General features: G+C 71.2%; 21 protein-coding genes. 14 read left to right on the top strand and 7 right to left on the bottom strand.

What is annotated here, in order from left to right; all coding sequences use genetic code 11:
* Window positions 1–137 precede the first annotated feature (137 nt).
* From D7X32_RS29990 to D7X32_RS30005, 4 genes are all read left to right on the top strand, one after another.
* On the top strand, window positions 138–941 hold the full coding sequence (locus D7X32_RS29990; protein ID WP_120605992.1) for a prolipoprotein diacylglyceryl transferase: 804 nt from the start codon (window positions 138–140) through the stop codon (window positions 939–941).
* A 30-nt stretch (window positions 942–971) separates the two neighbouring features.
* Window positions 972–1,544, top strand: a complete 573-nt coding sequence (locus tag D7X32_RS29995) for a class I SAM-dependent methyltransferase (protein WP_120605993.1) — start codon at window positions 972–974, stop codon at window positions 1,542–1,544.
* Between the two features lie 38 nt (window positions 1,545–1,582).
* A complete protein-coding gene (locus D7X32_RS30000; RefSeq protein WP_147450321.1) occupies window positions 1,583–1,822 on the top strand; it encodes a hypothetical protein in 240 nt (79 codons plus the stop codon).
* Between the two features lie 153 nt (window positions 1,823–1,975).
* On the top strand, window positions 1,976–2,908 hold the full coding sequence (locus D7X32_RS30005) for an alpha/beta fold hydrolase (protein WP_120605995.1): 933 nt from the start codon (window positions 1,976–1,978) through the stop codon (window positions 2,906–2,908).
* Between the two features lie 10 nt (window positions 2,909–2,918).
* Here the strand turns inward: D7X32_RS30005 and D7X32_RS30010 are convergent, their stop codons facing one another.
* Window positions 2,919–3,806 (bottom strand): DMT family transporter, encoded by an 888-nt coding sequence (locus tag D7X32_RS30010; RefSeq protein WP_120605996.1) that lies wholly within the window; start codon window positions 3,804–3,806, stop codon window positions 2,919–2,921.
* Window positions 3,807–3,838: 32 nt separating this feature from the next.
* Window positions 3,839–4,120 (bottom strand): rhodanese-like domain-containing protein, encoded by a 282-nt coding sequence (locus D7X32_RS30015; protein ID WP_120550795.1) that lies wholly within the window; start codon window positions 4,118–4,120, stop codon window positions 3,839–3,841.
* An 87-nt stretch (window positions 4,121–4,207) separates the two neighbouring features.
* On the opposite strand from D7X32_RS30015, the gene D7X32_RS30020 reads away from it, so the two are divergent.
* A complete protein-coding gene (locus D7X32_RS30020) occupies window positions 4,208–4,723 on the top strand; it encodes a GreA/GreB family elongation factor (RefSeq protein ID WP_120526938.1) in 516 nt (171 codons plus the stop codon).
* Window positions 4,724–4,742: 19 nt separating this feature from the next.
* Here the strand turns inward: D7X32_RS30020 and D7X32_RS30025 are convergent, their stop codons facing one another.
* On the bottom strand, window positions 4,743–6,497 hold the full coding sequence (locus D7X32_RS30025; protein WP_120605997.1) for an ATP-binding protein: 1,755 nt from the start codon (window positions 6,495–6,497) through the stop codon (window positions 4,743–4,745).
* 207 nt (window positions 6,498–6,704) lie between these two features.
* Here D7X32_RS30025 and D7X32_RS30030 point away from each other — a divergent pair, with 207 nt between their 5' ends.
* From D7X32_RS30030 to D7X32_RS30040, 3 genes are all read left to right on the top strand, one after another.
* On the top strand, window positions 6,705–9,551 hold the full coding sequence (locus tag D7X32_RS30030; protein ID WP_120605998.1) for a PAS domain S-box protein: 2,847 nt from the start codon (window positions 6,705–6,707) through the stop codon (window positions 9,549–9,551).
* 141 nt (window positions 9,552–9,692) lie between these two features.
* Entirely contained in the window at window positions 9,693–11,216 is a 1,524-nt protein-coding gene (locus D7X32_RS30035; protein WP_120605999.1) for a vWA domain-containing protein, read from the top strand.
* A gap of 28 nt (window positions 11,217–11,244) precedes the next feature.
* Window positions 11,245–12,351, top strand: coding sequence for a hypothetical protein (locus tag D7X32_RS30040; RefSeq protein WP_120606000.1), 1,107 nt, complete (start codon window positions 11,245–11,247; stop codon window positions 12,349–12,351).
* A 29-nt stretch (window positions 12,352–12,380) separates the two neighbouring features.
* On the opposite strand, the gene D7X32_RS30045 is transcribed toward D7X32_RS30040, so the two are convergent.
* Window positions 12,381–12,719 (bottom strand): hypothetical protein, encoded by a 339-nt coding sequence (locus tag D7X32_RS30045; protein WP_244239258.1) that lies wholly within the window; start codon window positions 12,717–12,719, stop codon window positions 12,381–12,383.
* Window positions 12,720–13,077: 358 nt separating this feature from the next.
* On the opposite strand from D7X32_RS30045, the gene D7X32_RS30050 reads away from it, so the two are divergent.
* The gene (locus D7X32_RS30050; RefSeq protein WP_120606009.1) at window positions 13,078–13,827 is read left to right on the top strand and encodes a sterol desaturase family protein; all 750 of its coding nucleotides are present in this window, start codon (window positions 13,078–13,080) and stop codon (window positions 13,825–13,827) included.
* A 76-nt stretch (window positions 13,828–13,903) separates the two neighbouring features.
* On the opposite strand, the gene D7X32_RS30055 is transcribed toward D7X32_RS30050, so the two are convergent.
* Entirely contained in the window at window positions 13,904–14,842 is a 939-nt protein-coding gene (locus D7X32_RS30055; protein WP_120606001.1) for a dimethylarginine dimethylaminohydrolase family protein, read from the bottom strand.
* Between the two features lie 61 nt (window positions 14,843–14,903).
* Here D7X32_RS30055 and D7X32_RS30060 point away from each other — a divergent pair, with 61 nt between their 5' ends.
* The 4 genes from D7X32_RS30060 to D7X32_RS30075 all read left to right on the top strand — a co-directional run bounded on the left by D7X32_RS30060 (window position 14,904) and on the right by D7X32_RS30075 (window position 20,241).
* A complete protein-coding gene (locus tag D7X32_RS30060; RefSeq protein ID WP_120606010.1) occupies window positions 14,904–15,821 on the top strand; it encodes an iron-containing redox enzyme family protein in 918 nt (305 codons plus the stop codon).
* A 159-nt stretch (window positions 15,822–15,980) separates the two neighbouring features.
* Window positions 15,981–16,442: a fibril protein gene (locus tag D7X32_RS30065; protein WP_120606002.1), complete on the top strand. Its 462-nt coding sequence runs from the start codon at window positions 15,981–15,983 to the stop codon at window positions 16,440–16,442.
* Between the two features lie 252 nt (window positions 16,443–16,694).
* Window positions 16,695–19,409, top strand: a complete 2,715-nt coding sequence (locus D7X32_RS30070; protein WP_120606003.1) for an AsmA family protein — start codon at window positions 16,695–16,697, stop codon at window positions 19,407–19,409.
* Between the two features lie 94 nt (window positions 19,410–19,503).
* Window positions 19,504–20,241 (top strand): AAA family ATPase, encoded by a 738-nt coding sequence (locus tag D7X32_RS30075; RefSeq protein ID WP_120606004.1) that lies wholly within the window; start codon window positions 19,504–19,506, stop codon window positions 20,239–20,241.
* Between the two features lie 4 nt (window positions 20,242–20,245).
* On the opposite strand, the gene D7X32_RS30080 is transcribed toward D7X32_RS30075, so the two are convergent.
* Complete coding sequence (locus tag D7X32_RS30080; protein ID WP_120606005.1) at window positions 20,246–21,028, bottom strand: hypothetical protein; 783 nt, start codon at window positions 21,026–21,028, stop codon at window positions 20,246–20,248.
* Between the two features lie 177 nt (window positions 21,029–21,205).
* Between D7X32_RS30080 and D7X32_RS30085 the strand changes: the two genes are divergently transcribed.
* A complete protein-coding gene (locus tag D7X32_RS30085; RefSeq protein WP_120606006.1) occupies window positions 21,206–22,858 on the top strand; it encodes a formate--tetrahydrofolate ligase in 1,653 nt (550 codons plus the stop codon).
* A 181-nt stretch (window positions 22,859–23,039) separates the two neighbouring features.
* On the opposite strand, the gene D7X32_RS30090 is transcribed toward D7X32_RS30085, so the two are convergent.
* Window positions 23,040–24,632: a methyl-accepting chemotaxis protein gene (locus tag D7X32_RS30090; RefSeq protein WP_120606007.1), complete on the bottom strand. Its 1,593-nt coding sequence runs from the start codon at window positions 24,630–24,632 to the stop codon at window positions 23,040–23,042.
* Between the last annotated feature and the right edge of the window lie 392 nt (window positions 24,633–25,024).

Genomic DNA, 25,024 nt, shown 5'->3' on the forward strand with positions numbered 1-25,024 from the left:
GCGTCCGGGTGGGGCTTGCGCGTCCGGCGGGCGTGGGGGTGAAAAAGAGGTGGAGGGAAGCCCGGGATGCGCCGATTGTTCGCGTTCCATCCTCCGGGCCATTGCCCGGGCGGGTCCCTGGCCTTTCTGGAGCCCCCTTGATTCCCTATTGGCACGCCCCCTCTTTCAAGCTGGGGCCCCTGGAGCTGAACCCCTTCAACGTCTTCGTGGCGGCGGGCATCCTCCTGGCTGCCCGGCTGCTGACGAAGCAGGCGGAGCGCGAGGGGTTGGATCCGAACCCGCTGGCGGACTTCGCGATGTGGGGGGTGGCGGCCGGCATGCTCTTCGGCCACTGGGTGCACCTGTTCTTCTACCACCCGGAGGAGCTGTCCAAGAGCCCGTTCCAGATCCTCCGGTTCTGGGATGGCCTGTCCTCCTTCGGCGGCCTGTTGGGCGGCATCCTGGCGGCGGTGGTGTTCTTCCGGGTGAAGAAGCTGCGCTTCAACGACTACGCGGACAGCTTCGCCTTGGGCGTGGCGCCGGGCTGGGCGGTGGCGCGGCTGGGGTGCTTCGCGGTGCACGACCACCCGGGCAAGCTGACGGACTTCTTCCTGGCGGTGCAGTTCCCCAACGGCAACCGGCACGACCTGGGCTTCTACGACGCCATCGTGCTGTTCGCCATCAGCGGCCTGCTGTACGCGCTGCGCGACACGCCGAAGATGAAGGGCCGGCTGCTGCCGCTGCTGGCGCTGCTGTACGCGGCGTCCCGCTTCAGCCTGGACTTCCTGCGGGCCACGGACCTGTCCTACGTGGACGCGCGCTACTTCGGCCTGACGCCGGCGCAGTACGGCAGCCTGCTGCTGGTGGTGTACGGACTGTGGGGCCTGCTGCGCAAGCAGGCGCCGAGCGCGTCGTCGCAGAAGCCGTCCGCGCCGCAGGGCCGGGTCGAGACAGCGCGGTAGCGTCTACGTTTCGCCGCAGGGGGGTTCCACGTGAGGTCACTGGCGTACGACGCGCTGATGGCGCCGCTGGGCTGGGTGGGGCTGAACGCCGCCCGGCGGCAGCTGGTGGAGGGGCTTTCCGGCAAGGTGCTGGAGGTGGGCGCGGGCACGGGCCTGGCGCTGCCGGGCTACCCGGACACCGTGTCGTCGGTGACGGCGGTGGACGTGGACCTGGGAGCGCTGGTGCGGGCGCGCGCGCGGCGGAGCGGCGTGGCGCTGCTCCAGGCGGATGCGCAGGCGCTGCCGTTCACGGACGGCTCGTTCGACGCGGTGGTGTCCAGCCTGGTGTTCTGCTGCGTGGACGCGCCGGCCACGGCGCTCGCGGAGGTGATGCGGGTGCTGCGGCCGGGCGGTGAGCTGCGCCTGCTGGAGCACGTGCGGGCCCCCAACCGGGCTGTAGCCACCGTGCAGGACCTGCTGACGCCCGCGTGGCGGAAGCTGTCCGGCGGCTGCCGCCTCAACCGCGACACCTTCCGGCTGGTGGAGAGCGCGGGCTTCCACATCCTCAAGCGCGAGCAGCGCCTGGGCGGCGTGGGCGAGTTCATCTTCGCACGGCGGCCTTGAGCAGGGTTTGACGCGCCCAGAGGGCGAGGAGTGTCTCCATGAAGTGGATGGCATTGATGTCATGCGTGGCCGTGGCCCTGGGCGTGCTGGTTCCCGCGGTGGCCTGGGCCACGGGGCGCCTCGAAGGCCCGTGTGACGTGGTCATCGAGTGCAACGATGGCTCCGTCGTCGCGTGTCACGGCGAGGCCGAGTGCACCTACCGGGACGACCACCTTGGAGGGGGCATGGTGAGCTGCACGGATTGGTTCCAGCCCCCCGTGGCGTACTCCTGCCACTAGGGGTCTCCGACCGGGGCGGGCCAGACCCGTCTCGGGGTCGGCTCCGACCTGCCAGGATGGATTCACACAAAGGATGTCAGAGGTCTCTTTAGGATGGCGTTCATCCCCGCGGCGGACCTACCCGCCGCGTCCCATTCCGTGAGGCCCTGACGCATGTTGCGCGCCCTTCGTCCCCTCCTCGCAGTGTTGCTGTTCGCCGGCTGTGGACCCGACGTCGCGTCGGAGTCCGCACCCGACCTCGTGAGTGCTCCGGCCTCGCTGGAGGACTCCGACCGCCATGGGGGTGCCAACCCGCGTGAGGGCTCCGTGCGGCTGTCCACGGGCGTCACGCTCCGCTACGTCGAGCAGGGCCGCCAGGACGGGCCCGTCGTCGTCTTCCTGCACGGCTATACGGACTCGCACCACACCTGGGACCTGGACCTGCCGCGCTTCCCGCGCGACTTCCACCTCTACGCGCTGGACCAGCGCGGCCATGGGGATTCGTCCCGCCCCGCGTGCTGCTACACGCAGCAGGCGTTCGCGAAGGACGTGGTGGCCTTCCTGGATGCGAAGCGCGTCTCGCGCGCCGTGCTCGTGGGCCACTCCATGGGCAGCTTCATCGCGCAGCAGGTGGCGCTGGACTTCCCCAGCCGCGTGAAGGGGCTGGTGCTCGTGGGCTCCGCGCCCACCGTGGCGGGCAATGAAGTGGCCCTGGGCCTCAAGGAGGTCGCCGACACGCTGACCGACCCCGTGGATCCGGCCTTCATCCACGAGTTCCAGGCCAGCACCTTCTACGCGCCCGTGCCGGAGTCCTATCTGAACACCCTGGTCTCGGAGAGCTCCAAGCTGCCCGCGCGCGTGTGGCAGGACGCGCTGGACGGGCTCATCGCGGAGGACCACTCCGCGCGCCTGGGCCGCATCCGCGTGCCCACGCTGATCATCGGCGGGGACCATGACGGCTTCTTCTCCGTGGAGGAGCAGCGCGCCCTGGCCCGCGCCATCCACGGCTCCAGGTACCTGCTCTACCCGGAGACCGGCCACGCCCCCCATGCCGAGCGCCCGCAGCGCTTCGTGGACGACGTGCACCACTTCCTCGACCGCCTGTAGTCCGCGCGCTTCAGGCTCCGGCCGCCCCGGGTTCCGGGCGGCTGGGGTCGCTCCGGGCCAGCACCACCACCGCCACCAGGATGAGCAGGCCGCCCAGGCCCTGCCGCAAGGACAGACGCTCGCCCAGGAAGATGGCGCTCAGCACCACCGCCATCACCGGCTCCAGCGTGGAGAGCAGCGACGTGTTCACCGGGCCAATGCGCTTGAGGCCCGCGAAGAACGTGAGCATCGCCACCACCGTGGACAGCAGCGCCAGGCCCGCCACCGCGCCCCAGCCCGTGGGCGTCTGGGGAAAGGACGGGCCCTTCACCAGCATCAGCGCCCCGAAGGCGAGCCCCGCGGACAGTGGGACGACGGTGCTCGCCGCGAGCGGCCCCGCCGGCCCCGCCACCCGCGCGCTGGACAGCACGTAGATTGCGTAGATGACGGCCGACAGCACGCCCAGGCCAATGCCCAGCGGCTCCGCGTCCGGCCCCGGGTCCACGGTGAGCGCCGTGCCGCACAGGGCCAGCCCCACCGCCAGCCAGCGGGGGCGGCTCAGGTGCTCACGCCCCAGGGCCACCTGGATGACGGCCACCAGCGCGGGGAAGAGGTAGAGCAGCAGCGCCACCAGCCCGGCGGACGCGTGCTGGAGCGCGATGAAGTAGACGCTGCCTTCCGTGAAGTAGCCCACCGCGCCCAGCAGCACCAGGCCGCCCAGGAGACGGCCCCGGGGCCAGGTGCCGCCCTTCGCGAACATCACGCCCGTGAGCACCAGCCCCGCCAGCGTGAAGCGCAGGAACAGGAGCGTGGGCATGTCCGTGCCCGCCGCGTAGGCCAGGCGCGCGAACAGGCCCAGCGCGCCGAAGGAGGCGCCGGACAGGGCGACGAGGAGGAAGCCGGCGGTGCGGGTCTGCATGGCGCTTGGGGGCGCGGGCCTACCAGTTCGGCCTACCAGTTCTTCACGGAGCCCAGGTCGAACACGTCCGGGAAGCCGCCCTTGCGCAGGAGCTCCGCGGCCACCGCGCTGCGGCCTCCCGCCGCGCAGTACACCACCACGGGCGTGCCCACCGGGCCCACCTCGGAGAGGCGCTGGGCCAGCACCTGCACGGGGATGTTGCGGGCGGCGTCCGGGTGTCCCTGCTGGAACTCCTCCGGGGTGCGCACATCCAGCAGCACCGCGCCCTTCGCGACGAGTTCGTGGGCCTTCTGCGAGCGTTCCTGAGGCGTCATGCCCCCCATTCAACCCCAGCCCGAGTCCCCGCCGGGCCGAAAACTGGAGGCCTCCGCACCGGGCGCTACAGTCCTGTACCGATACCCATGCGACTCGACAAGCTCACCCTGCTCCACCAACTGTCCGAGCGGCTCCAGCAGAGCGACCGGCTGGCCCACCGCGCGGAGGCCGACGCCCGCGAGGCCGCCCGCAGCCTCGCCACCGAGTCCGAGAAGAAGGAGGACGGCCGCGCCGCCATCGAATACGGCAGCCTCGCCACGGGCCAGGCCCAGCGCGCCCGCCGCCTTCAAGAAGAGCTGCAGGCGCTGACGGCCTTCAGCCAGAAGGAGCTGCCGCGTTTTCCGCGCCAGGGGCCCGTGGGCCTGGGCGCCCTGGTGGACTGCAGCACCGAGGACGAGGACGGCTTCGCCGAGCGCACCTTCTTCGTGCTCCCCGCCGGCGCGGGCACCGAGCTCACCGGCCCCGGCGGCGACGGCTTCCTCTCCGTCATCACCCCCAGCTCCCCCGTGGGCCGCGCCCTGCTGGGCAAGAAGGCCGGCGACACCGTGGAGGTGACGCTCGCGGGGGAAGTGCGCGAGTGGACGGTGCTGGAAGTCGCCTGACCTGACGCCGGACGCGGGCCTACTCGCCCTGCGTGGGCCCCGGCGCCGCGTGCGCGTGGAGCCACTCCTCCGGGATGTCGCCCCGGGGCAGCTCCAGGATGAACGTGGCGCCCTCCCCGGGCACGCTGACGGCGCGCACCGTGCCGCCGAACGCCTCCACAATCTGGCGCGTGATGTAGAGCCCCAGGCCCAGGCCTCCGTAGTGCCGGTCGCTCACGGCGCGCTCGAAGCGCTCGAAGATGCGCGACAGGTCGTCCGGCGCGATGCCGATGCCGTGGTCCTTCACGGTGAGCCGCGCCAGCGTGCCGTGCGCCTCCACGCCCACGATGACGGGCTGGCCCGCGCCGTACTTCAGCGCGTTGGACACCAGGTTCGTCACCACCTGCTCCAGCCGCAGCCTGTCCCACCGGCCCACCACCGGCACCGGCGCCTCCAGGCCCAGCTCCGTCCCGGCCTGCGCCGCCGCGGCGGAGAAGCGGTAGAGGATTTCGGCGGCCACGCTCGCCAGGTCCATCTCCTCCATCTCCAGCCGCAGCCGGCCCGCGGTGATGCGCGACACGTCCAGCAGGTTGTCCACCAGCCCGGACAGCCGGCGCACCTGGCGCTGCACCACGTCCAGCGCCTCCGCGACGCGCTCGGTGGGCACGTCCTTGCCTTCACGCGCCAGCACCACCACCTGCTTCTGCAGCAGCTGCACCTTGAGGCTCAGCGGCGTGAGCGGCGTCTTCAATTCGTGGCTCGCGATGCCCAGGAACTCGTCGCGCTGGCGCACCGCCTCGCGCGCCTCGCGGTACAGCCGCGCGTTCTCCAGGTAGAGCGCGGTGCGGTGGGCCAGCTCCGTGAGGAAGTGCTCCTCCTCCGCGCCGAAGTCACGCAGCGCATTGGAGCGCAGCAGCATCAGCGAGCCCAGCACGTTGCCGCGCGCGCCCAGGGGCACGCTCAGACATCCATGCGGCCCCACCTCGCGCATCAGCCGCGCATGCTCCGCGTCCCGCGCGGTGGCCACGACGTGCTCCTCGGACAGGATGGCCAGACGCCCCACCGCTCCGGACGCGAACACGTGCGCCGGCCCTCCCGGCACGGAGGGGTCCGGCGGGTAGCGCGTGAGCAGCTCGCGCAGGAGCGTGTGCCGTCCCGCGTCCGCGTGCAGTGACGCCGCCACGCGCAGGGCTTCATTCCCCGCACCGCCCGGCGTCCGGAGGACGAGCAGGGCCCCCTCCCCCAGCGCGGGCACCAGCAGCTTGAGCAGGGGCTCCAGCTGGGCCTCCGCGTCCACCGACGTGCCCAGCAGCGCTCCGGCCTCCGCCAGCAGGCGCGACGCGTCCAGCACCGAAGCGGGCAGCGACTCCACGGCGTGCGTGCGCAGGAGCGCCGCCGCGACCTGCCCGTCCGCGCCCCGCACCGGCACCGCCGTGCACCGCAGCACGGCCCGCACGCCATCCGGACGGAGCACGTGCCACACGGACGCGTCCACGGGCTCGCCCGCCAGCGCCCGGGCCAGGGGCGAATCGTCTGGCGGCAGCGGTGTGCCGTCGCCGCGCACCCATTCACACCCAGGCAGGCGGGCGTGCTCGATGTGGAGGGGCACCGGAATGCCGAAGTGCGCCGCGGCTTGTGCGTTGAAAACAGTCACACGGCCCGTGCATTCGACGAGCACGATGCCGTCCGCGTCCATGACGCGCGTTGACAGGGGCGGGGGCTCCCCCTCCGTCACGCGGACCTCCGAGGCTGGAGAGGTGACGCCGGACATGCCAGTGCTTTCCGCACGCATCATGGTGTCATCTCCGCCTCCCAAGAAGAAAGGAAGACAGAAGCCAGAGCCCACTCCATCCTCAAGGACAGGGAATGCTTTCCGTCCTCACGCTCTTCCCGCGGGCCCCCTTGCCTGCATGTCGGCGATCCTCAATCGTTCGACTGTCTACGTCCGCGTCCTGGGACGTTCCACCCGCACGGCGAAGTTCTTCCATCGCGAGTCATCCGAATGCAGATGCCGTTCCCACGGCCTGACGGCACCACCCCCACCGAGCGCCGCTTCCGTCAGGTCATCGACACGCTCCAGGAGGTCGTCTTCCAGACGGACACGGAGCGCGCGTGGGTCTTCCTCAATCCCGCGTGGACCGAGGTGACAGGCTTCCCCGTGGAGGAGAGCCTGGGCCGCTCCGCGATCGACTTCGTGCACCCGGACGACCGGGCGCGCGTGTTGGAAGTCTGCAAGACCCTGCTCACGGGCGAGCGCGAGTTCGTCCAGCACGAGGTGCGCTACCTCACGCGCGACGGCGGCTTCCGCTGGGTGGAGGTCTTCGCGCGGGTGACGTTCGACGAGACCGGGACGCTGGTGGGCATGGCCGGTACGCTCAACAACATCACCGAGCGCAAGCGTACGAGCGACGCGCTCGCCCGGCGCGAGCGCTACCTCACCGCCCTGGTGGACATGCAGCAGCGCCTGCTGTCGGTGCCGGAAGGGGGCGACCTGTACAGCCCCGCGCTCGCTCCGTTGGGGCAGGCCTCTGGCGCCAGCCGCGTCTACGTCTTCGAGACCTTCACCGACGCGAAGGGCGCGCTCCTCTGCAGCCAGCGCGCCGAGTGGTGCGCGCCCGGCGTGACGCCCGAAATCGACAACCCGATGCTCCAGGACCTTCCGATGCAGCCCATCCTGGGGCGCTGGGCGAGCGTGCTGGAGCGCGGCGAGGTCGTCACCGGGCGGGTGGCCACCTTCCCCTCCATCGAGCGGGACCTCCTGGAGCCGCAGGGCATCCTCACGCTGCTGGTGCTGCCGCTGCGCGTGCAGGGCCGGCTGGTGGGCTTCGTGGGCTTCGACAACTGCTTCGAGGCGCGCGAGTGGGACCGGCTGGAGGTGGACCTGTTGTCCGCGGCCAGCGGCGCCATCTCCGTGTCGCTGGAGCGCCGCGCGTCCGAACGGGCGCTGCGCGAGCACGAGCACCGCTTCCGTCAGCTGGCGGAGAACGCGTCGGACGTGCTGTACCTGTACCGCAGTGAAACGCCGCGCGGCTTCGCGTACGTCAGCCGCGTGGCGCACGCCAAGCTGGGCCTGGGGCCGGAGGCGCACTACGCGGATCCGGAGCTGTGGTACCGGCAGGTGCACCCGGATGACCGGGCCGCGCTGGAGCGGCTGCTGGAGTCCCCCCAGTCCGTGGACGGCTCGACGGTGGAGCTGCGCTTCCTGCGCCCCGACGGCAGCCTCCTGTGGCTGGAGCACGTGGTGGCGCCGGTGATGGATCCGGCGGGCCGCGTGGTGGCCGTGGAGGGCCTGGCGCGCGACATCACGGAGCGGCGGCAGGTGGAGGAGGCGCTGAAGCGCTCCGAGGCCAGCCTGCGCGCGCTGATGGAGGGCTTCCCCGACCCCGCGGCCATCGAGCGCGACGGCCACATCGTCTACGCCAACGCGGTGCTCGTCACCACGCTGGGCTTCGCGCGCGCCGAGGAGCTGGTGGGCCGCCGGCTGTCGGAGTTCCTGGCGGACGTGCCGGGCACGGGCGTGGCATCCGGGGACAGCACGCCCCTCACCAGCGAGCGGCGGCTGGTGCTCCGCGACGGGCGCACGCGCGTGGTGGAGCTGGCGTCGCTACCGCTGCGCTTCGACGGCCAGCCCGCCGTGGTGTCCATCGCGCGCGACGTGACGGAGCAGCGCCAGCTCCAGGCGCGCCTGACGCTGGCGGACCGGCTGGCGTCGGTGGGCACGCTCGCGGCGGGCATCGCGCACGAAATCAACAACCCGCTGGCCTTCGTGCTCTCCAACCTGGCCTTCCTGTCGGACGAGTTCCGCCACCACCTGTCCCCCGGCCCCGGCGTGCGCGGCGTGCGCCCGCCGGACGTGTCCGAGTGGCAGGAGGTGCTGGGCGAGGCGTGCGAGGGCGCCGAGCGCGTGCGCCAGATTGTCCGTCAGCTGAAGACGTTCTCGCGGCCGGATGAAGAGCGCATGACGCCGGTGGACGTGCACGCGGTGCTGGACTCGGTGGTGATGATGGCCGCCAATGAGATCCGCCACCGCGCGCGGCTGCGCCGGGACTACGGCACCGTGCCGCAGGTGATGGCCAACGAGGGCCGCCTCTGCCAGGTGTTCCTCAACCTGGTGGTGAACGCGGCGCAGGCGATTCCAGAGGGCTCCGCGCACGAACACGAGGTGGTGCTCTCCACGCGCTCATCCGGCGGGCAGGTGCTGGTGGAGGTGCGCGACACGGGCAGCGGCATCGCGCCGGAGGTGATGGGGCGCATCTTCGACCCGTTCTTCACCACCAAGCCCGTGGGCGTGGGCACCGGCCTGGGGCTGTCCATCTGCCACGGCATCATCACGGGGCTGGGCGGCGACATCCTGGTGGAGAGCACCGTGGGCCAGGGCAGCACGTTCCGCGTGGTGCTGCCCGCGCCGCAGCCCGCCCCCGTCGTCCGCCCGCCCGAGGTCTCCGTGCCCGACGTACCCGTGGTACCCCGAGGCCGCGTGCTGGTGGTGGACGACGAGCCCGCGGTGGGCCGCGTGCTCCAGCGGCTCTTGCGCGGCCACGACGTGGAGGTGGCCACGAGCGGGCGCCAGGCGCTGGAGCGCATGTCGCGGGCGCCGGGCTTCGACGCGGTGCTGTGCGACGTGATGATGCCGGACCTCGCCGGCCGCGACGTGTACGAGGCCGTGCGGCGCGAATACCCGGGCCTGGAGCGCCGCTTCGTCTTCGTGTCCGGCGGCGCCTTCACCGCGGGCGCGCGTGACTTCCTGGAGCACATCCCCAACCCGCTGCTGGAGAAGCCCTTCGACGAGGCGCGCGTGCGCGGCACCGTGGAGGAGCTGGTGCGGCACGGTCCGCCAGACGCGGCCTGACGTCAGGAGGGGGGCCTCCGGTTCGGATCCACCCCATCGGTCATCGGGAGGAGGGTCCTCCCGCTGACCGATGCGCCCGGCGGGTGGCTCTGCGAGCGTGTGCTCGTTCGCTCGCACCCCTTGGGGGAAGGTCCGCCGCGCATGAACCGCACCAAACTGCTGCTGTCCCTTGCTGGTCTGCTGTTCCTGGGCGCGCTCGCGCTCGACGCGCGCTCCTTCTTCGCGACGACCTCGTCGCACCCGCCCGTCTCCGACCGGCTCCCCAATGGACACCTGCGCCGGGGCGCGCCCATCACCCCGGAGGTGGCCACGGCCACCCCCACCCTGGACCAGACCCACACCGTGGTGCAGCCGGATGAGACGCCCGTCAACGGGGTGCTGCCCGTCGTCCTGGGACAGCCCGCTTCCGGCAAGGCCGGTCCGGTGGAGCTCACGGGCAAGCTGTCCGGCGCGTACGTGAAGACGGGCCCGGGCGAGGCCTTCGCCGTGTTCGAGCTGTCCGCGCGCATGCCGGAGAAGACCCAGCGCGTGCCGGTGAACCTGGCGCTGGTGGTGGACCGCTCCGGCTCCATGGATGGCACCAAGCTGGCGGACGCGAAGCGCGGCGCGCAGGAGCTGGTGCGGCAGCTGCGCAACGGGGACCGGCTGGCGCTGGTGCACTACGGCTCCGACGTGAAGGTGGTGCCCAGCGTGGTGATCAACGACGCCACGCGCCGCGAGCTCTTGAGCACCATCGAGGCCATCCAGGTGAACGGCGGCACGCACATGAGCGGCGGGCTGGTGGCGGGGGCGGACGCGGTGCGCCCGTTCTCGACGGAGTACCGGGTGACGCGCGCCATCCTGCTGAGCGACGGCGAGCCCACCGAGGGCACGACGTCCAACGACGGCCTCTTCTCCCTGGTGGGCAAGCTGCGCGAGACGGGCATCACTGTGAGCGCGCTGGGCGTGGGCAGCGGCTTCAACGACACGCTGATGCGCGGCATGGCCGAGCGCGGCGGCGGCTTCTCCGGCTTCATCAGCGACTCCTCCGAGCTGGCCGCCATCTTCACCCGCGAGCTGGAGCAGGCCGCCAGCACCGTCGCGCGCAACGTGAGCATGACGCTGACCCTGCCGCCGGGCGTGAGCGGCGTGGAGGTGATGGGCCTGCCGTCCACGCGCGAGGGCAACACCGTGCGCATCCCCCTCTATGACCTGACGGGCGGCCAGTCCGCGCGCGTGGTGGTGAAGCTGACGCTGGACGCGCCCGCGAACGCGGCGGACATGAACGTGCTGGACACCGCGGTGGCGTACGTGGACGTGGCGGCGGACCTGCCGTCGAAGGTGACGCTGGCGCTGGGCGCGAAGGTGACGAACGACGCCCAGGTGGTGCACGCGAACCTGGACCGGGACGTGCGCGTCCACGCCATCCGCGCGCTGGGCACGCAGCAGCTGCAAGCGGCCGCGGAGGCGATGAAGAGTGGCGACCGCGCCAGCGCGCTCGACCTGCTGGGCAGCGCGCGTCGACTCTTCGGCAGCTCGGCGTCCGCGCTCGCGGGGGAGCTTGCGGACGTGGACCAGACCCAGGCAGCCTATGGGAAGGCCCGGAGCGACTCGGACGTGCGGGACGCGGCCATTTCGCTCAAGAAGAAGACGATGAAGAACTTCGGGCAGAACAACAGCTACTAGTCACTCCAGCCGTACGGAACGGTGCGCCATGTCGCTGTCCATCCAACTCATCCGGCGGGAGGACTTCGAGTCGCGCTGCCTGTACGCGCTCGTGGGTGCCGGGGCCATGGCGATGGTGGCCGGCGTGGCGCGGCAGGTGCTGCGCGTGCCGGTGGAGCCGGGCTACTTCGCGTTGATGGCGGCGGCCGTCACCGCGGTGAAGCCGAAGCTGACGGAGAACGCCCTGGTGCGCGCGGCGGCGATGCTGCTGCCCGTCCTGCCCTACGTGCTGGGACTGCCGTCGGACTGGCGGCACGCGGTGGCGGGCGCCATCACCGCGGGCCTGCTCGCGTGGCGCGGCAACGGGCGCGACAGCCTGGGCTCGCCGCTCCAGGTCGCGCTGTGCGCCGGGGCGGCCGCCGTCACCACGGCGCTGGGGCTGTACGTGCAGGACGTGCTCAACGCGCGCTTCCTCCCGGCGTGGGGCTACTTCCCGCTGCTCGTGGACTACGCCGTGGTGGCGCTGTTCTGGAGCATCGGCACGCTGCCGGCGAACCTGGCCATGGACCTGGACGCGGTGGCCACCCGGGGCATGCGCCTGGAGTCCACGCTCACCGGCGAGGTGCGCGGGCTGGTGGCCCGGGCGCTCACGCTCTACCGCCAGAGCCAGGACGAGGCGCGCAAGCTGGCCCGGGGTGCGGGGCTGGAGAAGCTCCAGGCCGTGCTCGGCAAGCTGGCCCGGGACGCCTTCACCCTGGCGGAGTCCCACACGGAGCTGGAGGCGCAGCTGGCCGCCGCGTCCCAGGGGAGCGTGGATTCGCAGGTGCAGGAGCTGAAGAAGCGCGCCCAGGACGCGCAGGACGGCGTGGCCCGGCGCCAGCTGGAGCGCGCCGCCGCGTCGCTGGGTGAGGAACTCAACCACCTGGATGCGCTGTCGCGCCGCCAGGAGCGCCTCTTCGCGCAGCTGCACGCACAGGTGGCCCTGCTGGAGCGGGCCCGCGTGTGCTTCATCGGGGCCCGGACCGCGTCCCCCCTGGATGGCGGCAGCGACGCCCGGGTCCAGGCCCTCGCGGACAAGCTCTCCGCCCTGGACCTGGAGTCCTCCGGCGCGGAGGGAGCACCGCAGGCCGCGCGTGCCCCGGCGCTCCGTTCCTGACGTCTTGCTGACCTTGGGGCCCGGGGGCCCTACTTCGTGGACGCGCGCGTGGCGGCGCGGGTGCGCTTGCGCGCCGGGGCGGCCTTCTTCGCGGCGACGCGAGGCGCGTGCAGCTCGCTGGCGATGCGCTGCTCAATCTCCTCGCGCGTGCGGCGGCTGACCTCCAGCGCGGCGTTGATGCGCTCGCGCACGATGTCGGCCTGCGCCTCCGCGGCGGCGCGGTACTCCGCGATGTCCCGGCGCAGCTCCAGCCGCCCCTCGCTGGGAAGGGTGCTGCCCGCCGTCTTCCGGGTGGCCGTCTTCCGCCGCGCGGGGCGTTCCCCCGTCTGGGTCCCACTGCCCTGTTGTCCCTGTGCCTTGCGCGCCATCTGTCGGCCCCCTCGTGCGATCGCTCGCGTCTGTGGGCGGAAAGGTGGGGTGTGCGCCTCCGGCACGGAAGTCTGGCCCCGGGTCGGATGGAGGCCGGGCAGGCAGACAATGTGCGGGCACGGCAACAGTGCAGCTTCTCAACGCATCCAGGAAGGCGCTAAGAGAGCCCTGACCGTTCCTGGGCCAAGGGGCCCCTAGACTGATAGCTCAGGAACCACCGCATCACCCCAAGGGCCGGGATGCGAGCAAGCCTTCGAGCCCTGCGCCCCCCGGCTGGCTGGGACACGCGCCGGAGCGAACAGTGAGGGAATTCCCGTGGCGGTCTCTTTCCTGAACCGGAAGCACAACCTGGACCGGATGTCGCTGCGCGACCTGGTCTATTCGTTCTTCACCTATTACGCCGTCGTCGCCTACATCCTCATCGGCATCACCTGCATCGTGCTGTCGGTGAAGTGGTTCGAGGCCCCGGCGCGCATGGCCGCGGCGGTGCTGGTGGCCACGGTGGCGTACCCGTTCGGCTGGTACCTCATCCACCGGTACATCCTGCACGGCCGGTTCCTCTACAAGTCCGCGGCGACGGCGGTGACGTGGAAGCGCATCCACTTCGACCACCACCAGGACCCGCACGACCTGCGCGTGCTCTTCGGCGCGCTGCACACCACGCTGCCCACCATCGCGCTGGTGCTCACGCCCATCGGCTACCTCATTGGCGGACGGTCGGGCGCGGCGGCGGCGCTGGGCTGGGGCATGGTGACCACGTGCTTCTATGAGTTCTGCCACTGCATCCAGCACCTCAACTACGCCCCGCAGCAGAAGTGGCTGAAGGACATCAAGCGGCTGCACATGTCCCACCACTTCCACAACGAGCAGGGCAACTACGGCATCACGAACTACTTCTGGGACCGCCTGTTCGGCACGCTGTACGAGAAGGCGTCCGACAAGCCCAAGAGCGCCACCGTCTTCAACCTGGGCTACACGGCGGAAGAGGCCCAGAAGTACCCCTGGGTGGACAAGCTCTCCGGCGGCACCCGCGGCGACGGCCACCCGCGCCGCTTCTGGAGCGCCGAAGGGCTGAGCTCGCCGGACACCTCCAGCGAACAGTCCTGACGCCTTCCCCCCGCTTCACCCCGGACCTCCCCGCGCGCTTCCGCCGCCCGGGGAGGTTCTTCGTTTTCACCGCACGTCACGCGGAGAGGGACTGGGCCTGCGCCTGCTCCTGTTCCTCGCGAAAGCGCCGGGCGGACAGGGGCGGCAGGGGGTGCACGCGCGCCGCCAGACACGCCGCGCTGCCACCGGCCAGGTGGAATTGATCCAACCGCACGCTGACGGGCCGGCGCCCCAGGCCGCGCAGCACCGCCTCCACGCGAGGCACACGCGCTCCGACGATGACGGTGTTGCCCACCTCCACCAGGTTGAGCCCGAACGCGAGCGCGTCCTCGCGCGCGATGGGAATCACCTGCTGGATGCCTTCCGTGCGCGCCAGCATGCGCAGCGACTCCGGCGTGAAGGCCTCCGGACACACCAGCGCGGTGCCGTCCGACAGGACGGTGAGCGCGGTGTCCAGGTGGTAGAGGTACGGGTCGCACAGCTCCAGCGGCGTCACGGGCGCGGAGAGGAAGGCCTCCAGCACGCCCGCGGCGCGATGCGTGGAGCGCTGGCCCCAGCCCAGCAACGCGCCCCGGCCCGCGGGCAGCATGGCCACGTCGCCGCCTTCGATGTGCACTCGCGGCGGTTCAATGACGTCGAAGCCGCGCGCGGACAGCCACCGGGCACGCGCGAGCTGTTCATTGCGGCGCTGGCCGTGGCGCATGGTGGCGAGCAACGCGCGCAGCTCGCCCTCCTGCGAGACGAGCACCGCGTTGTCCTTGGCGAACACGGAGTCGAACGCGCCGTGGACGAAGGGCAGCTCGAAGAAGCTCGCGCCTGTTTCACGCAGGGTGCGCAGGAACTCGCGATGTTGCGTGCACGCGCGCCGCCACGCGACGGCGCCGGGCTTCATATGCGGGTTGATGTTCCAGGCGACTTGATACGCGCAGTCGCGGGAGCGGACGTGGTCCTTCTCACAGCGCACCTGACTGACGGCGAAGGTGGCGGGAGCGATGTGGCCGGTGTGCAAGTTCATCCCCATACATGTGGCCGGAAGGCACTCCCGCCTTCCGGGATGTGTAGAGAGGGTGCGCACCATGAGCGGGCTTGGCGAGGTGGCAGGGGAAGCGGGGACGGAGGACGCACGCCTGTCTGAACGGCTCCACCTGACCCTCTTGCGTTTCAACCGCGCGCGACTGGCGCCGGGGTTTCCCACCGAGGGCTGGCGAGCAGCCGTGCAGGAGGAGACCCAGTTGCGTTTGCTGGAGGGTGAGTACGTGGAGGCGGAGCGACAGCGCATGGCGGCATGGGCCGCCGAAGCACCGGAGGACGCGGACGGGTTCATCGCGTGGTTCGAGGACCTGAAGGAGTCCGGCCCCGGACAGCATGATCCGCTGTTCCCGTGGCTTGCCACGAAGGCCACGCACGAACAGATGAACTGGTTCCTCACGCAGGAGGTCGCGGGTGAAGCCGGCTTCGACGACCTGGTGGCGCTGACGCAGTTGCAGCTGCCCACGCAGGCGAAGCTGGAGCTGGCGCGCAACTACTGGGACGAGATGGGCCGCGGACGCGAGGACGCGATGCACGGGCCGATGCTCGCGGAGATGGCGGCGAAGCTGGGGTTGAAGCCCACGGACGAGGACACGGTGTGGGAAGCGCACGCGCTGGCGAACCTGCTCTGCGCGTTCGCGTTCAACCGCCGCTACACGTACCACGCGGTGGGCGCGCTGGGCATCGTGGAGGAGACGGCGCCGGGCCGCACCGCGTGCGTCAACGAGGGCCTGAAGCGCCTGGGGTTCGACATGCGCGTGCGGCGCTATTACGCATTGCACTCCACGCTGGACGTGAAGCATTCGGAGACGTGGAACAAGGAGGTGCTGCGGCCGCTGGTGGCGGCGAACCCCGCGTGCGAGAGGCCGCTGGCGGAGGGCGCGCTGCTGCGGTTGAACGCGGGCGCGAAGTGCTTCGAGCGCTACCGCCATGAGCTGGGCCTGGACCTGAAGTCGCTCAGCTGAAAAGCGAAGCCTGGCCGTCCTTCCCCCCGGGACCTTGCGCGTGTGCGCTGGCCTGGGGGGTGCGTTTCCCGGAGGACGGTCCGCGCGGGTGGAGGGGATGCGCCAGAAAAGGTGCGGACGCCAGCTTGGGGCGTTTCCCAGGCCGAGCTGGAGGTCCCGATGTCCCTGTTGCGATTCATCCCTGTCGCGGTGCTGCTCCTGACGGCGTGCGCTTCCCCGGGCACGTCCATGCAGGACGTGATGCGCCGCACCGAGCCCCTGATGCCGAAGCGGCCGGATCCGCTGACCTACGGCACCCGGCCGGAGAACCCGGTGCGGGTGGGCTGGGGCGACAAGGGCGTGATGGCGTACTTCAAGCTCTTGCGCGGCCCGCAGGGTCAGCCGGTGGCGTGGCGCCGCATGGGTGACTGCTGCGAGTTCACCGAGGTGGATGGCCAGGGCAAGAGTCAGGGCCGGTTGTCCATCTTCGAGGTGACGTACGACGGGTTGGACACGCCGGTGGTGCTCTACGTCGACGCCTTCACCGGCGGGAACGTGTACGCGCCCTGGGGCTTCCAGTTGGAGGGCCAGGGCGACGCGCCGCCCGTGCCCGGGACGCAGCCGGAGGTCATCGACCTCTGAGGGACGGGGGCGCCACGGCCCCCGCTTGAATCCCATGATTCCTTGAAAGCTCCCGGACTCTTGCGTCCCCAAAGCACGCGGACACCCCTTCCTGGGTGGACGGTTCGTGCCTAGATGCAAGGGCCGACGGGAGTATGGCCTTCCCCCGGCTGTTGACCGTCACGCTGGCAAAACCTCCCCTCTTGCATGGGAGGTGCGGCCCCCTTGGCGCTGCGCTAAGCGTTCGACCGCTCTCCCGACGGAGGAGGAACCGTGGCGGCTGTGAAGAAGAAGCGTTGGCCGTATGTGCTGGGAGGCATCCTCGTCCTCCTGATCGCCATCGTGGCGGTGGTGCTGTGGCGTCTGGACGCCATCCTGCTGAAGACGGCGCGGGATCAGGCGGCGACGTACTCGCAGAAGCTGGGGCGCCCCATCGAGATTGGCGACATCTCCACCAAGCTCTTTCCCCACGTGGGCGCGCAGATCGAGAACGTCACCGTGGGCCCCGCGGAAGGCGAGGACCTGCCGCTCGTGGAGCTGAAGGAAGTGGACGTGAGCGTGGCGGCGATGCCGCTGCTCACGTCGAAGGGCAAGGACATCCGCGTGCGGAACGCGGAGGTGTCCGGGCTCACCGTGAACGTCATCCGCCTGGCGGACGGCACCACCAACGTGCAGCGCCTCCAGGAGAAGCTGGCCGCGCAGCAGCCGAAGGAGGAGACGCCAGAGGAGGAGACGCAGCCCACGGACCTGTCGGGCGTGCACGTGGAGCGCGCGGCGCTCACCGACGGCACCATCCGCTTCGTGGACCGCACGGGCGGCGCGCAGGCGCGCGAGCTGGCGGTGAAGGACCTGGACATCGAGGTGAAGGACCTGCGCGTGGGCCAGCCGCTGAAGGTGGACCTGGCGGCCGCGGTGCTCGCGGAGAAGCAGAACTTGAAGATGACGCTCGCCGCGGCGCCGCTGCCGGCGACGCTGGTGCCCACGCCGGAGCAGGTGACGTTGAAGGCGGAGCACATCGACCTGTCGCCGCTGGGGCCGTTCCTGCCCCCGGACGTGGGGTTGCAGGCGGGCACGCTGGACGCGGACTGGAAGGCGGACCTGGGCGGCGCGGTGCCCGGCGGCAAGGGCCCCACGAAGCTCGTGGGCGTCATCAAGGCGCTGGGGATGAAGTTCGCGGGTTCGGAGGGCGGCAAGGCGCTGGACGTGGTGCTCGACACGGACGTGACGGGCGACATGGCCACGGGGGACCTGGCGCTGGACAAGCTGAAGCTGGACCTGGGCCCCGCGGCCATCACGGGCAAGGGCAAGGTGAAGGGGCTGCTCACGGACAAGCCCGCGGTGGAGGGCTTCGAGCTGGTGGGCCGCAACCTGGATCCCGCCGTGCTCGCCGAGTACTACCCGCCCCTGCGCAAGCAGCTCAACGGGATGATCGCCGGGCCCATTGGACTGGACGTGCGCGGCAGCGGTACGCAGGAAGCGCAGGCCATCAACATCGCGGTGGACCTGACGCCGGTGCGGCTGCGCGTGCCGGATCAGCTGACGAAGGACGCCGGCGGCGCGATGAAGCTGAACGCGAAGGTGACGGGCGCGGCGGCGAGCGGCGGCGCGCTTCACTTCGACGCGAAGGCGGACCTCAACGGCGTGGACATGCGGCCGGGCCTGCTGGTGAACAAGGCGCCGGGGCAGCGGCTGGAGGTCGCGGCGGCGGGCACGTACGCGCCGGCGAAGACGGGCAGCGGGATGACGGTGAACGTCACCAGCATGAGCCTGGGCGCGCTGGAGGACACGGTGACGGGCACCGCCACGGTGGCGCTGGCGGGCACGGGCAAGAAGGCGACGACGACGTTCAAGGCGAACGTGAAGGCCGCCCGGCTGGATGCGGAGAAGTTGTTGATGAGCGAGGAGCAGGTGCTGACGCGCACGGGTGGCAAGCCGCCGCCGGAGCCGCCGCCGGGGGAGGCCTCGCGCTTCAACGGCTACCGGGGTGACATCCAGTTCGCCATCGCGGCGCTGCGCTACACGGCGATGGACTTGTCCAACGTGACGGGCGTGGTGAAGATGGTGGACGACCTCATCACGGTGGAGAAGTTCTCGACGGGCATCTACGGCGGCAAGGTGGTGGCGGACGGAACCACCATCCGCCTGGGGCCCGCGCCGGAGGCCCGGCCCTTCACCGCGAAGGTGCAGGTGCAGGGCCTGGAGGTGGCGCAGGCGCTGGCGGCGCGCACGCCGAAGCAGGTGCTGACGGGCAAGTTCAACGGCAACGTGGACGTGCAGGGCGTGGGCTACACGCCGGACAAGCTGCAGCAGACGCTGCTGGGCGGCATCAACGGCAACCTGCTGGAAGGCACGTTCCTGGGCAAGGACCTGGTGTCGTCGGTGACGGGGCCGCTGGCCAAGGCGCTGCCCTTCGCGAAGGCGCTCAAGAGCGGCGACGTGACGTCGCTGGGTGGGGACCTGCCCTTCAGCGTGACCATCAAGAATGGCGTGGCGCAGCTGAGCAAGCCCATCACCTGGACGCGGCCGGAGGCGGCGATGAGCTTCGACGGCGGCATCGGGCTGGACGGCACGCTGGATTTGACGGGCGGCGTGTCGTTGACGCCCGCGACCATCAAGACGCTGACGGTGGGCAAGGTGACGCCGACGGAGGCCATCCCGGTGGGGGTGAAGATCGCGGGCAAGGCGTGGAGCCCGGACGTGACGGGCATCGACGTGAAGCCGGCGGCGACGACCATCTTGAAGCTCGCCGGGGCGTCCGTGGCGGGCAGCCTGCTGGGTGAGAAGGGCAAGGCCGTGCAGGACGTCATCACGGGAGGCCAGGACAAGGCCAAAGCCGAAGCGGAGGCGAAGCGTCAGGAGCTGGAGGCGCGCGCCAACGAGGAGAAGAAGAAGCTGGAGGACCAGGCCCGCGCCGAGCAGGAGAAGGCGAAGAAGCGCGCCGAAGATGAGGCGAAGAAGCGGCTCAAGGGCATCTTCGGCGGGAAGTAGCCGCGAAGAGCTGTGAGCATCACGCGCGCCGCGAGGTTCCTTCGGGAGCTTCGCGGCGTTCGTGTCTCCGCGCCCTGGAATAGGCTCGCGGGCCATGTACATCCGGCTCACGCGCATCGAAGCCACGGGTTTCCGCTCGCTTCGCGACGTCGTGCTGCGGCCCCGGCGGCTGACCGTTCTCGTGGATCCGGAGGGCACGGCCACACGCGACCTGGTGGCCTTCTTCACGCTCCTGCGGGAGCTGGCGCACGGACAGCTTCAGCAGACACGGGTGCTGGACGCGGTGGACAGCCCCGTGAAGCTGATGCTGGGCGTCCATGACGACGACTACACCGTGGAGCTGCGGCGCTTTCCCGACGGCCGGTGGCGCATCGTCCACGAGGAACTGGAGCTGCTCGCGGGGATGTCGCTCCCCTTCGTCGAACCCGGCTCCGGTGCTCCCTGTGACGAGGCCTGCATCTCCACGTTTCCTCCCGGGCCCACGCTCCGAATGGGTGACGACGAAGCGGCGTGGTTGGGAGAGGTCGCGGACCGTACGTCGCGGGACATGAACGGGTTCCTGCGCGGCTTCCGCGTCCAGCCCGCGGAGTCCTTCGACGCGGAGGTCCCGTTCCTCTTCCTGGAGGAGCCTGACGTGGACCTGCCCGCGAATGCCGTCTGGGACCGGGTCCAATCCGCTCGCGCGGCGTCCTCACGGGTCCCCGTGCTGCTGTGCACTCCGTCGGTGGCCCTGGCGGACGCCTTCGACCTCGAGGACGTCCTGCGCGTGGAGACCTCCGGCGGCACTTCCTCCTTCCGGCCGCTCGTGGACCGGAAGGAGTCCGGCGCCTGAGCGGCTACTGCCCGCCGGTGCCGCGCGCTTCCCAGCCGGCCCCAGCGCCCATCGGGCCGCCCCGGGGACCGCCACCGCGCGGGCTCCCGTCCTCGCGGCGCATCTCCTGGTACTGCGTCAGCTGATCCGCGCTGAGCACCTTCTGCATCTCCTGGTCGGTCTGCGTGCGCAGGTCGCGCATCTGCTGGCGGACGTCACGTCCCGGCCGGCCTCCCGCCATCGACGCCGTGAGCTCCTGGCGCTTCGCGTCCTCGGCCTGCATCGCCTTCGTCAGCGTCTGCTCCTGGCTGTAGTTGAGCCGCGCGTTGGTGATGAAGGTCTTGAGGCGCTCGGAGCGCTCGGTGTCCGCCTGCGCGCGCATCTGGTCCACCTGCTGCTGCCACTGCTGGCGCTGCTCGGTGCGCTGCTCGTCCTGCACCGTGCGCATCAGCTCCTTCAGCGACTGGCGCCCGCTGTCGGTGTTCATCGCCTCGCCCACCATCACGCCGCGCAGCTCCTCGCGCAGCTTCGCGACCTCCGCCTCCAGGCCCGCGGGCGGAGGACCGCCCGTGCCGGCCGGGGCCGTGCCGCCGCCCTGCTCGAAGGCCATCAGCCGCCGGGACAGCAGCTGCACCGTCTCCTCCAGCGCCTTCACGCGCGTCTGGAGCGCCCGGACGTCCGCCGTCGAGTCCTGCACGCGGGGCGCCTCCTGGGTGACAGGGGCCTCCGACTTCCCAGGCCCCCACAGGGCCACCCCGAGCGCCAGCGAAGCCAACCCCACCGATGCGATGCCGAGAATGCGGTTCATGATGCTCTCCCTGACGGAACTCCCGGCCGCCTATTCCATCGCGCTCCCGGGCTCCGCCTTGCGCCTGCATCCTCCCACCCGCCCGCCTCCCGGGGAAACGGCCTGTCACACGCGCCTGCCTGCCCTCCATGTCGCGAGCGTTGACCTCCTCCGTCCAGGCGCGGAGAGTCCCCCGCCATGACGCTCCGTCCCATCGCTGAAGTCGGCGCCGAGCTGGGTCTCGCGCCGGAAGACGTCCTCCCCTGGGGCCGCGACCGCGCCAAGGTGTCCCTGGACGCCCTGGGCCGCCGGAAGCCCCAGGGCCGCATGGTCCTGGTGTCGGCCATCAACCCCACGCCCCCGGGCGAGGGCAAGACGACCATGTCGGTGGCGCTGGCCATGGGCCTGCGCAAGCGGGGCCGCAAGGCGGTGGCGGCGCTGCGCGAGCCGTCCCTGGGGCCCGTCTTCGGCGTGAAGGGCGGCGGCACCGGCGGTGGGCAGGCGAGCCTGGAGCCGGCGGCGGACATCAACCTGCACTTCACCGGCGACCTGCACGCCATCACCAGCGCGCACAACCTGCTGTCCGCGCTGGTGGACAACGCCGTGTACTACGGCCACCCGGTGGCGCTGGAGGGCACGCGGGTGCGCTGGCGGCGCGCGATGGACATGAACGACCGGTTCCTGCGCAACGTCATCGTGGGGCTGGGCGGCAAGGCGCACGGCGTGCCGCGCGAGACGTCCTTCGACATCACGGCGGCCAGTGAAGTCATGGCCATCCTGGCGCTGGCGGAGAACCTGAAGGACCTGGAGGCGCGGCTGGGCCGCATCGTGGTGGGCCAGGCGCCGGATGGCTCGCCGGTGCGCGCGAACGACGTGAACGCGGCGGCGTCCATGGTGGCGCTGCTCAAGGACGCGCTGATGCCCAACCTGGCCCAGACGCGCGAGGGCGGACCGGCCATCGTGCACGCGGGGCCGTTCGGCAACATCGCGCACGGCTGTTCGTCGGTGGTGGGCACGCGGCTGGCGCTCGCGTACGCGGACGAGGTGGTGACGGAAGCGGGCTTCGGCTTCGACCTGGGCGCGGAGAAGTTCCTGGACATCAAGTGCCGGAGCGCGGGCGTGTGGCCTCGGGGTGTGATGCTGGTGGTGACGCTGCGGGCGCTGAAGCACCACGGCGGCGCGGCGGCGGCGCAGGTGGCGGAGCCGGACCGCGAGGCGCTGCTCAAGGGCTTCAACCACCTGGAGAAGCACCTGGAGTCGGTGGCGGCGTTCGGACTGCCGGCGGTGCTGTGCGTGAACCGGTTCCCGCAGGACACGGAAGGCGAGCTGGACGAACTGCGCGCGTTCGCGAAGACACGGGGCGTGGGCATCGCGGTGTGCGAGGGCTTCGGCAAGGGCGGAGAGGGCTCGCTGGAGTTGGCGGACACGGTGCTGGCGATGCTGGACGCGACGGATGCGGCGCCGCCGAAGCCGCGCTTCCTCTACGAGTTGGAGCAGACGCCGGAGGAGAAGATCCGCGCCATCGCGCGCACGGTGTACGGCGCGGACGACGTGGCCTTCACGCCGGGGGCGCGCAAGGACCTGGAGACGGCACGGGCGCTGGGAGGAGCGGGTCTGCCGGTGTGCATGGCGAAGACGCACCTGTCCTTGTCGGACGACCCGACGAAGACGGGCCGGCCCCGGGGCTTCACGTTGACGGTGCGCGAGGTGCGCCTGTCCGCGGGAGCGGGCTTCCTGGTGGCGCTGACCGGAGAGCTGCTCACCATGCCGGGCCTGCCGCGTGAACCCGCCGCCCGCCGCGTCACCGTCCACCCGGACGGCCGCATCACGGGCCTGATGCAGGGGGAGTGACGTCAGAGGTAGGGCCTGGCGTCTCCCGTCCTTCACCCGACGGGAGCGCGCGACCTGGCTGAGGCGCGTCCTACTTGCGTCGGACGCAGAGGGCCCGGGGCCGCCCCGCTCTCAACGCACGACGGGCCGCCCCGGTGCATCCGGAGCGGCCCGTGGGCCCTGCTGGCTTTCGCGCGGACGGCTAGACGCGGAAGGTGGTGGACAGCGCCTGGAGCTTGCCCAGCGAGGTGTTGATCTGCCCCACCGCCTGTTCGGCGTTGCTGGTGGCCATCACCACGTCGCTCATCATCTCCGACAGCTGCGTCACCACTTCCGTCATCTGCGTGATGCCCGCGTTCTGCTGCGTCACCGAGGCGACGATCTGCCGCGCCGCCTGGCTGCTCTCCTGCACCACCTGGGTGATGTCCTTCAGCGTCGTCGCGGAGGCCAGCACCTGCTCGATGCCCTCCTCCATCTTCTGGGTGTCCCCTTCCGCGATGCCCACCGTCTCGCGGATGGCCTGGTTGATCTCCAGGAGGATCTTCCCGATGCGCTGCGTGCTCTGCAGCGACTGGCTGCTCAGCGCCCGCATCTCCTTGGCCACCACCGCGAAGCCCCGGCCCTCTTCACCGGCCCGCGCCGCCTCGATGGCCGCGTTCAACGCGAGCACGTTGGACTGGTCCGCCAGGTCCTTCACGCTGCCGATGATCTCACCCGCGTGCACCGCCTGCTCGGACAGCACGCCAATGCTCCCCACCAGCGCGCCCACCCGTGAGCGGATCTGCTGCAGGCCTTCCGCGCTCCGCTCGATGGACACCTGCCCGGAGGCGCTGTACGCGTCCGCCTGCGCCGCCACCTTCAACACCATCTCCGCGCGGCTGGCCGCCATGCCGGACGTCTGGGCGATCTCCGCGATGGTGGAGCTGGCCTCGGTGAGGCTGCGCGACTGGCTGGTCAGGAAGTTGAGCTGCTCGTGGCTCGCCACGTTCAGCCGCGCCGCCGCCGCCGTCAGCTCCGTCACCACCGCGTGCAGCGTGGTGGGCACCGAGCCCAGCCGCGTCATCAGCGACTGGATGCTGCGCGCCAGTTCGCCCACCTCGTCCTGCGCGCTCGTGTCGATGGCCAGCGACAGGTCGCCCTCCCGCACGATGCGCGTCGCCGTCGCCGTCAGCCGCGCCAGGGGCGTCGTCACCTCGCGCAGCAGCCACACCGAGGCCACCGCGAGCGCCACGATGCACGCCACCGACAACACCAGCACCCACGTCAGCGTCGCGCCGTGCAGCGACGACACCTCCATGAAGGCCTCGCGCTGCGACGCTTCCTGCTGCGCCGTCACGGACTCCAGGCCGTCGTGCACCACGCGGTGCGCGGGCTCCAGCTTCGCGAGCGCGGCCTCCGTGGCCGCGTCGTTCCGGGCCGCCAGCGCCACCACCTGCGACGCCTCCTCCCAGTAGCGCGTGAAGGCCCCCTGCAGCGCCTCCACCTTCGGGCCGTCCACGTCCGGCAGCGCGCGCAGCGCCGCGAGCCCCTTGTTGAGCTCCGTCACCTGCGCGTCCAGCGTCTGCTGCTTCACCGCGTGCAGCGCCACCGCGTCGCCCACGTCCTGGTGCAGCGCGGCGAAGCCCGCGCGCGACGTCTGCGCCTGGCTCACCGACGGCGCCAGGCTGGACCCGATGCGCTCCGACTCGGCCCGCGTGCGCGCGCCCAGCGTCACCGTCACCGCCACGATGGCCACCAGGAACGCCGCCGCCACCACCGGCAGCACCATCATCTTCTGCTTGAGCCTCATCGCCATCACACACCCCCTCGCGGGCCCACGTCACACATCCCGATGAGGCGCGGTCGTGCATCCGCGCCGGGCCTGCTGCGCCAGCTCATTGTCGCTCATCCTTCCGCGGCCCCGGCGGGGCCCCCCGACGGCCGAGGCATCGTCAGGTCACGTAGGATAGACAACACCTCTCCCCCTGACTCAAGCCCGCGTCCCTTGAAATATCCTGGAAACGAGTCGGCATTGCCCCGCAGGGTCATGCGGGACACTTCATCCTGACAGGTGGGATACGTAGCAGGAGATCCCGCACGTCAGAAGGGGGCGCCCAGACACACCCTGGCGCGATCATTCCGGCCTTCCGGGAGAAGCCGGGCACGACGGACCCGGCCCCAGGGTGGACTCAGCCCTGGAGGCCGGCG

The organism is Corallococcus carmarthensis, from assembly GCF_003611695.1.
Classification (GTDB): domain Bacteria; phylum Myxococcota; class Myxococcia; order Myxococcales; family Myxococcaceae; genus Corallococcus; species Corallococcus carmarthensis.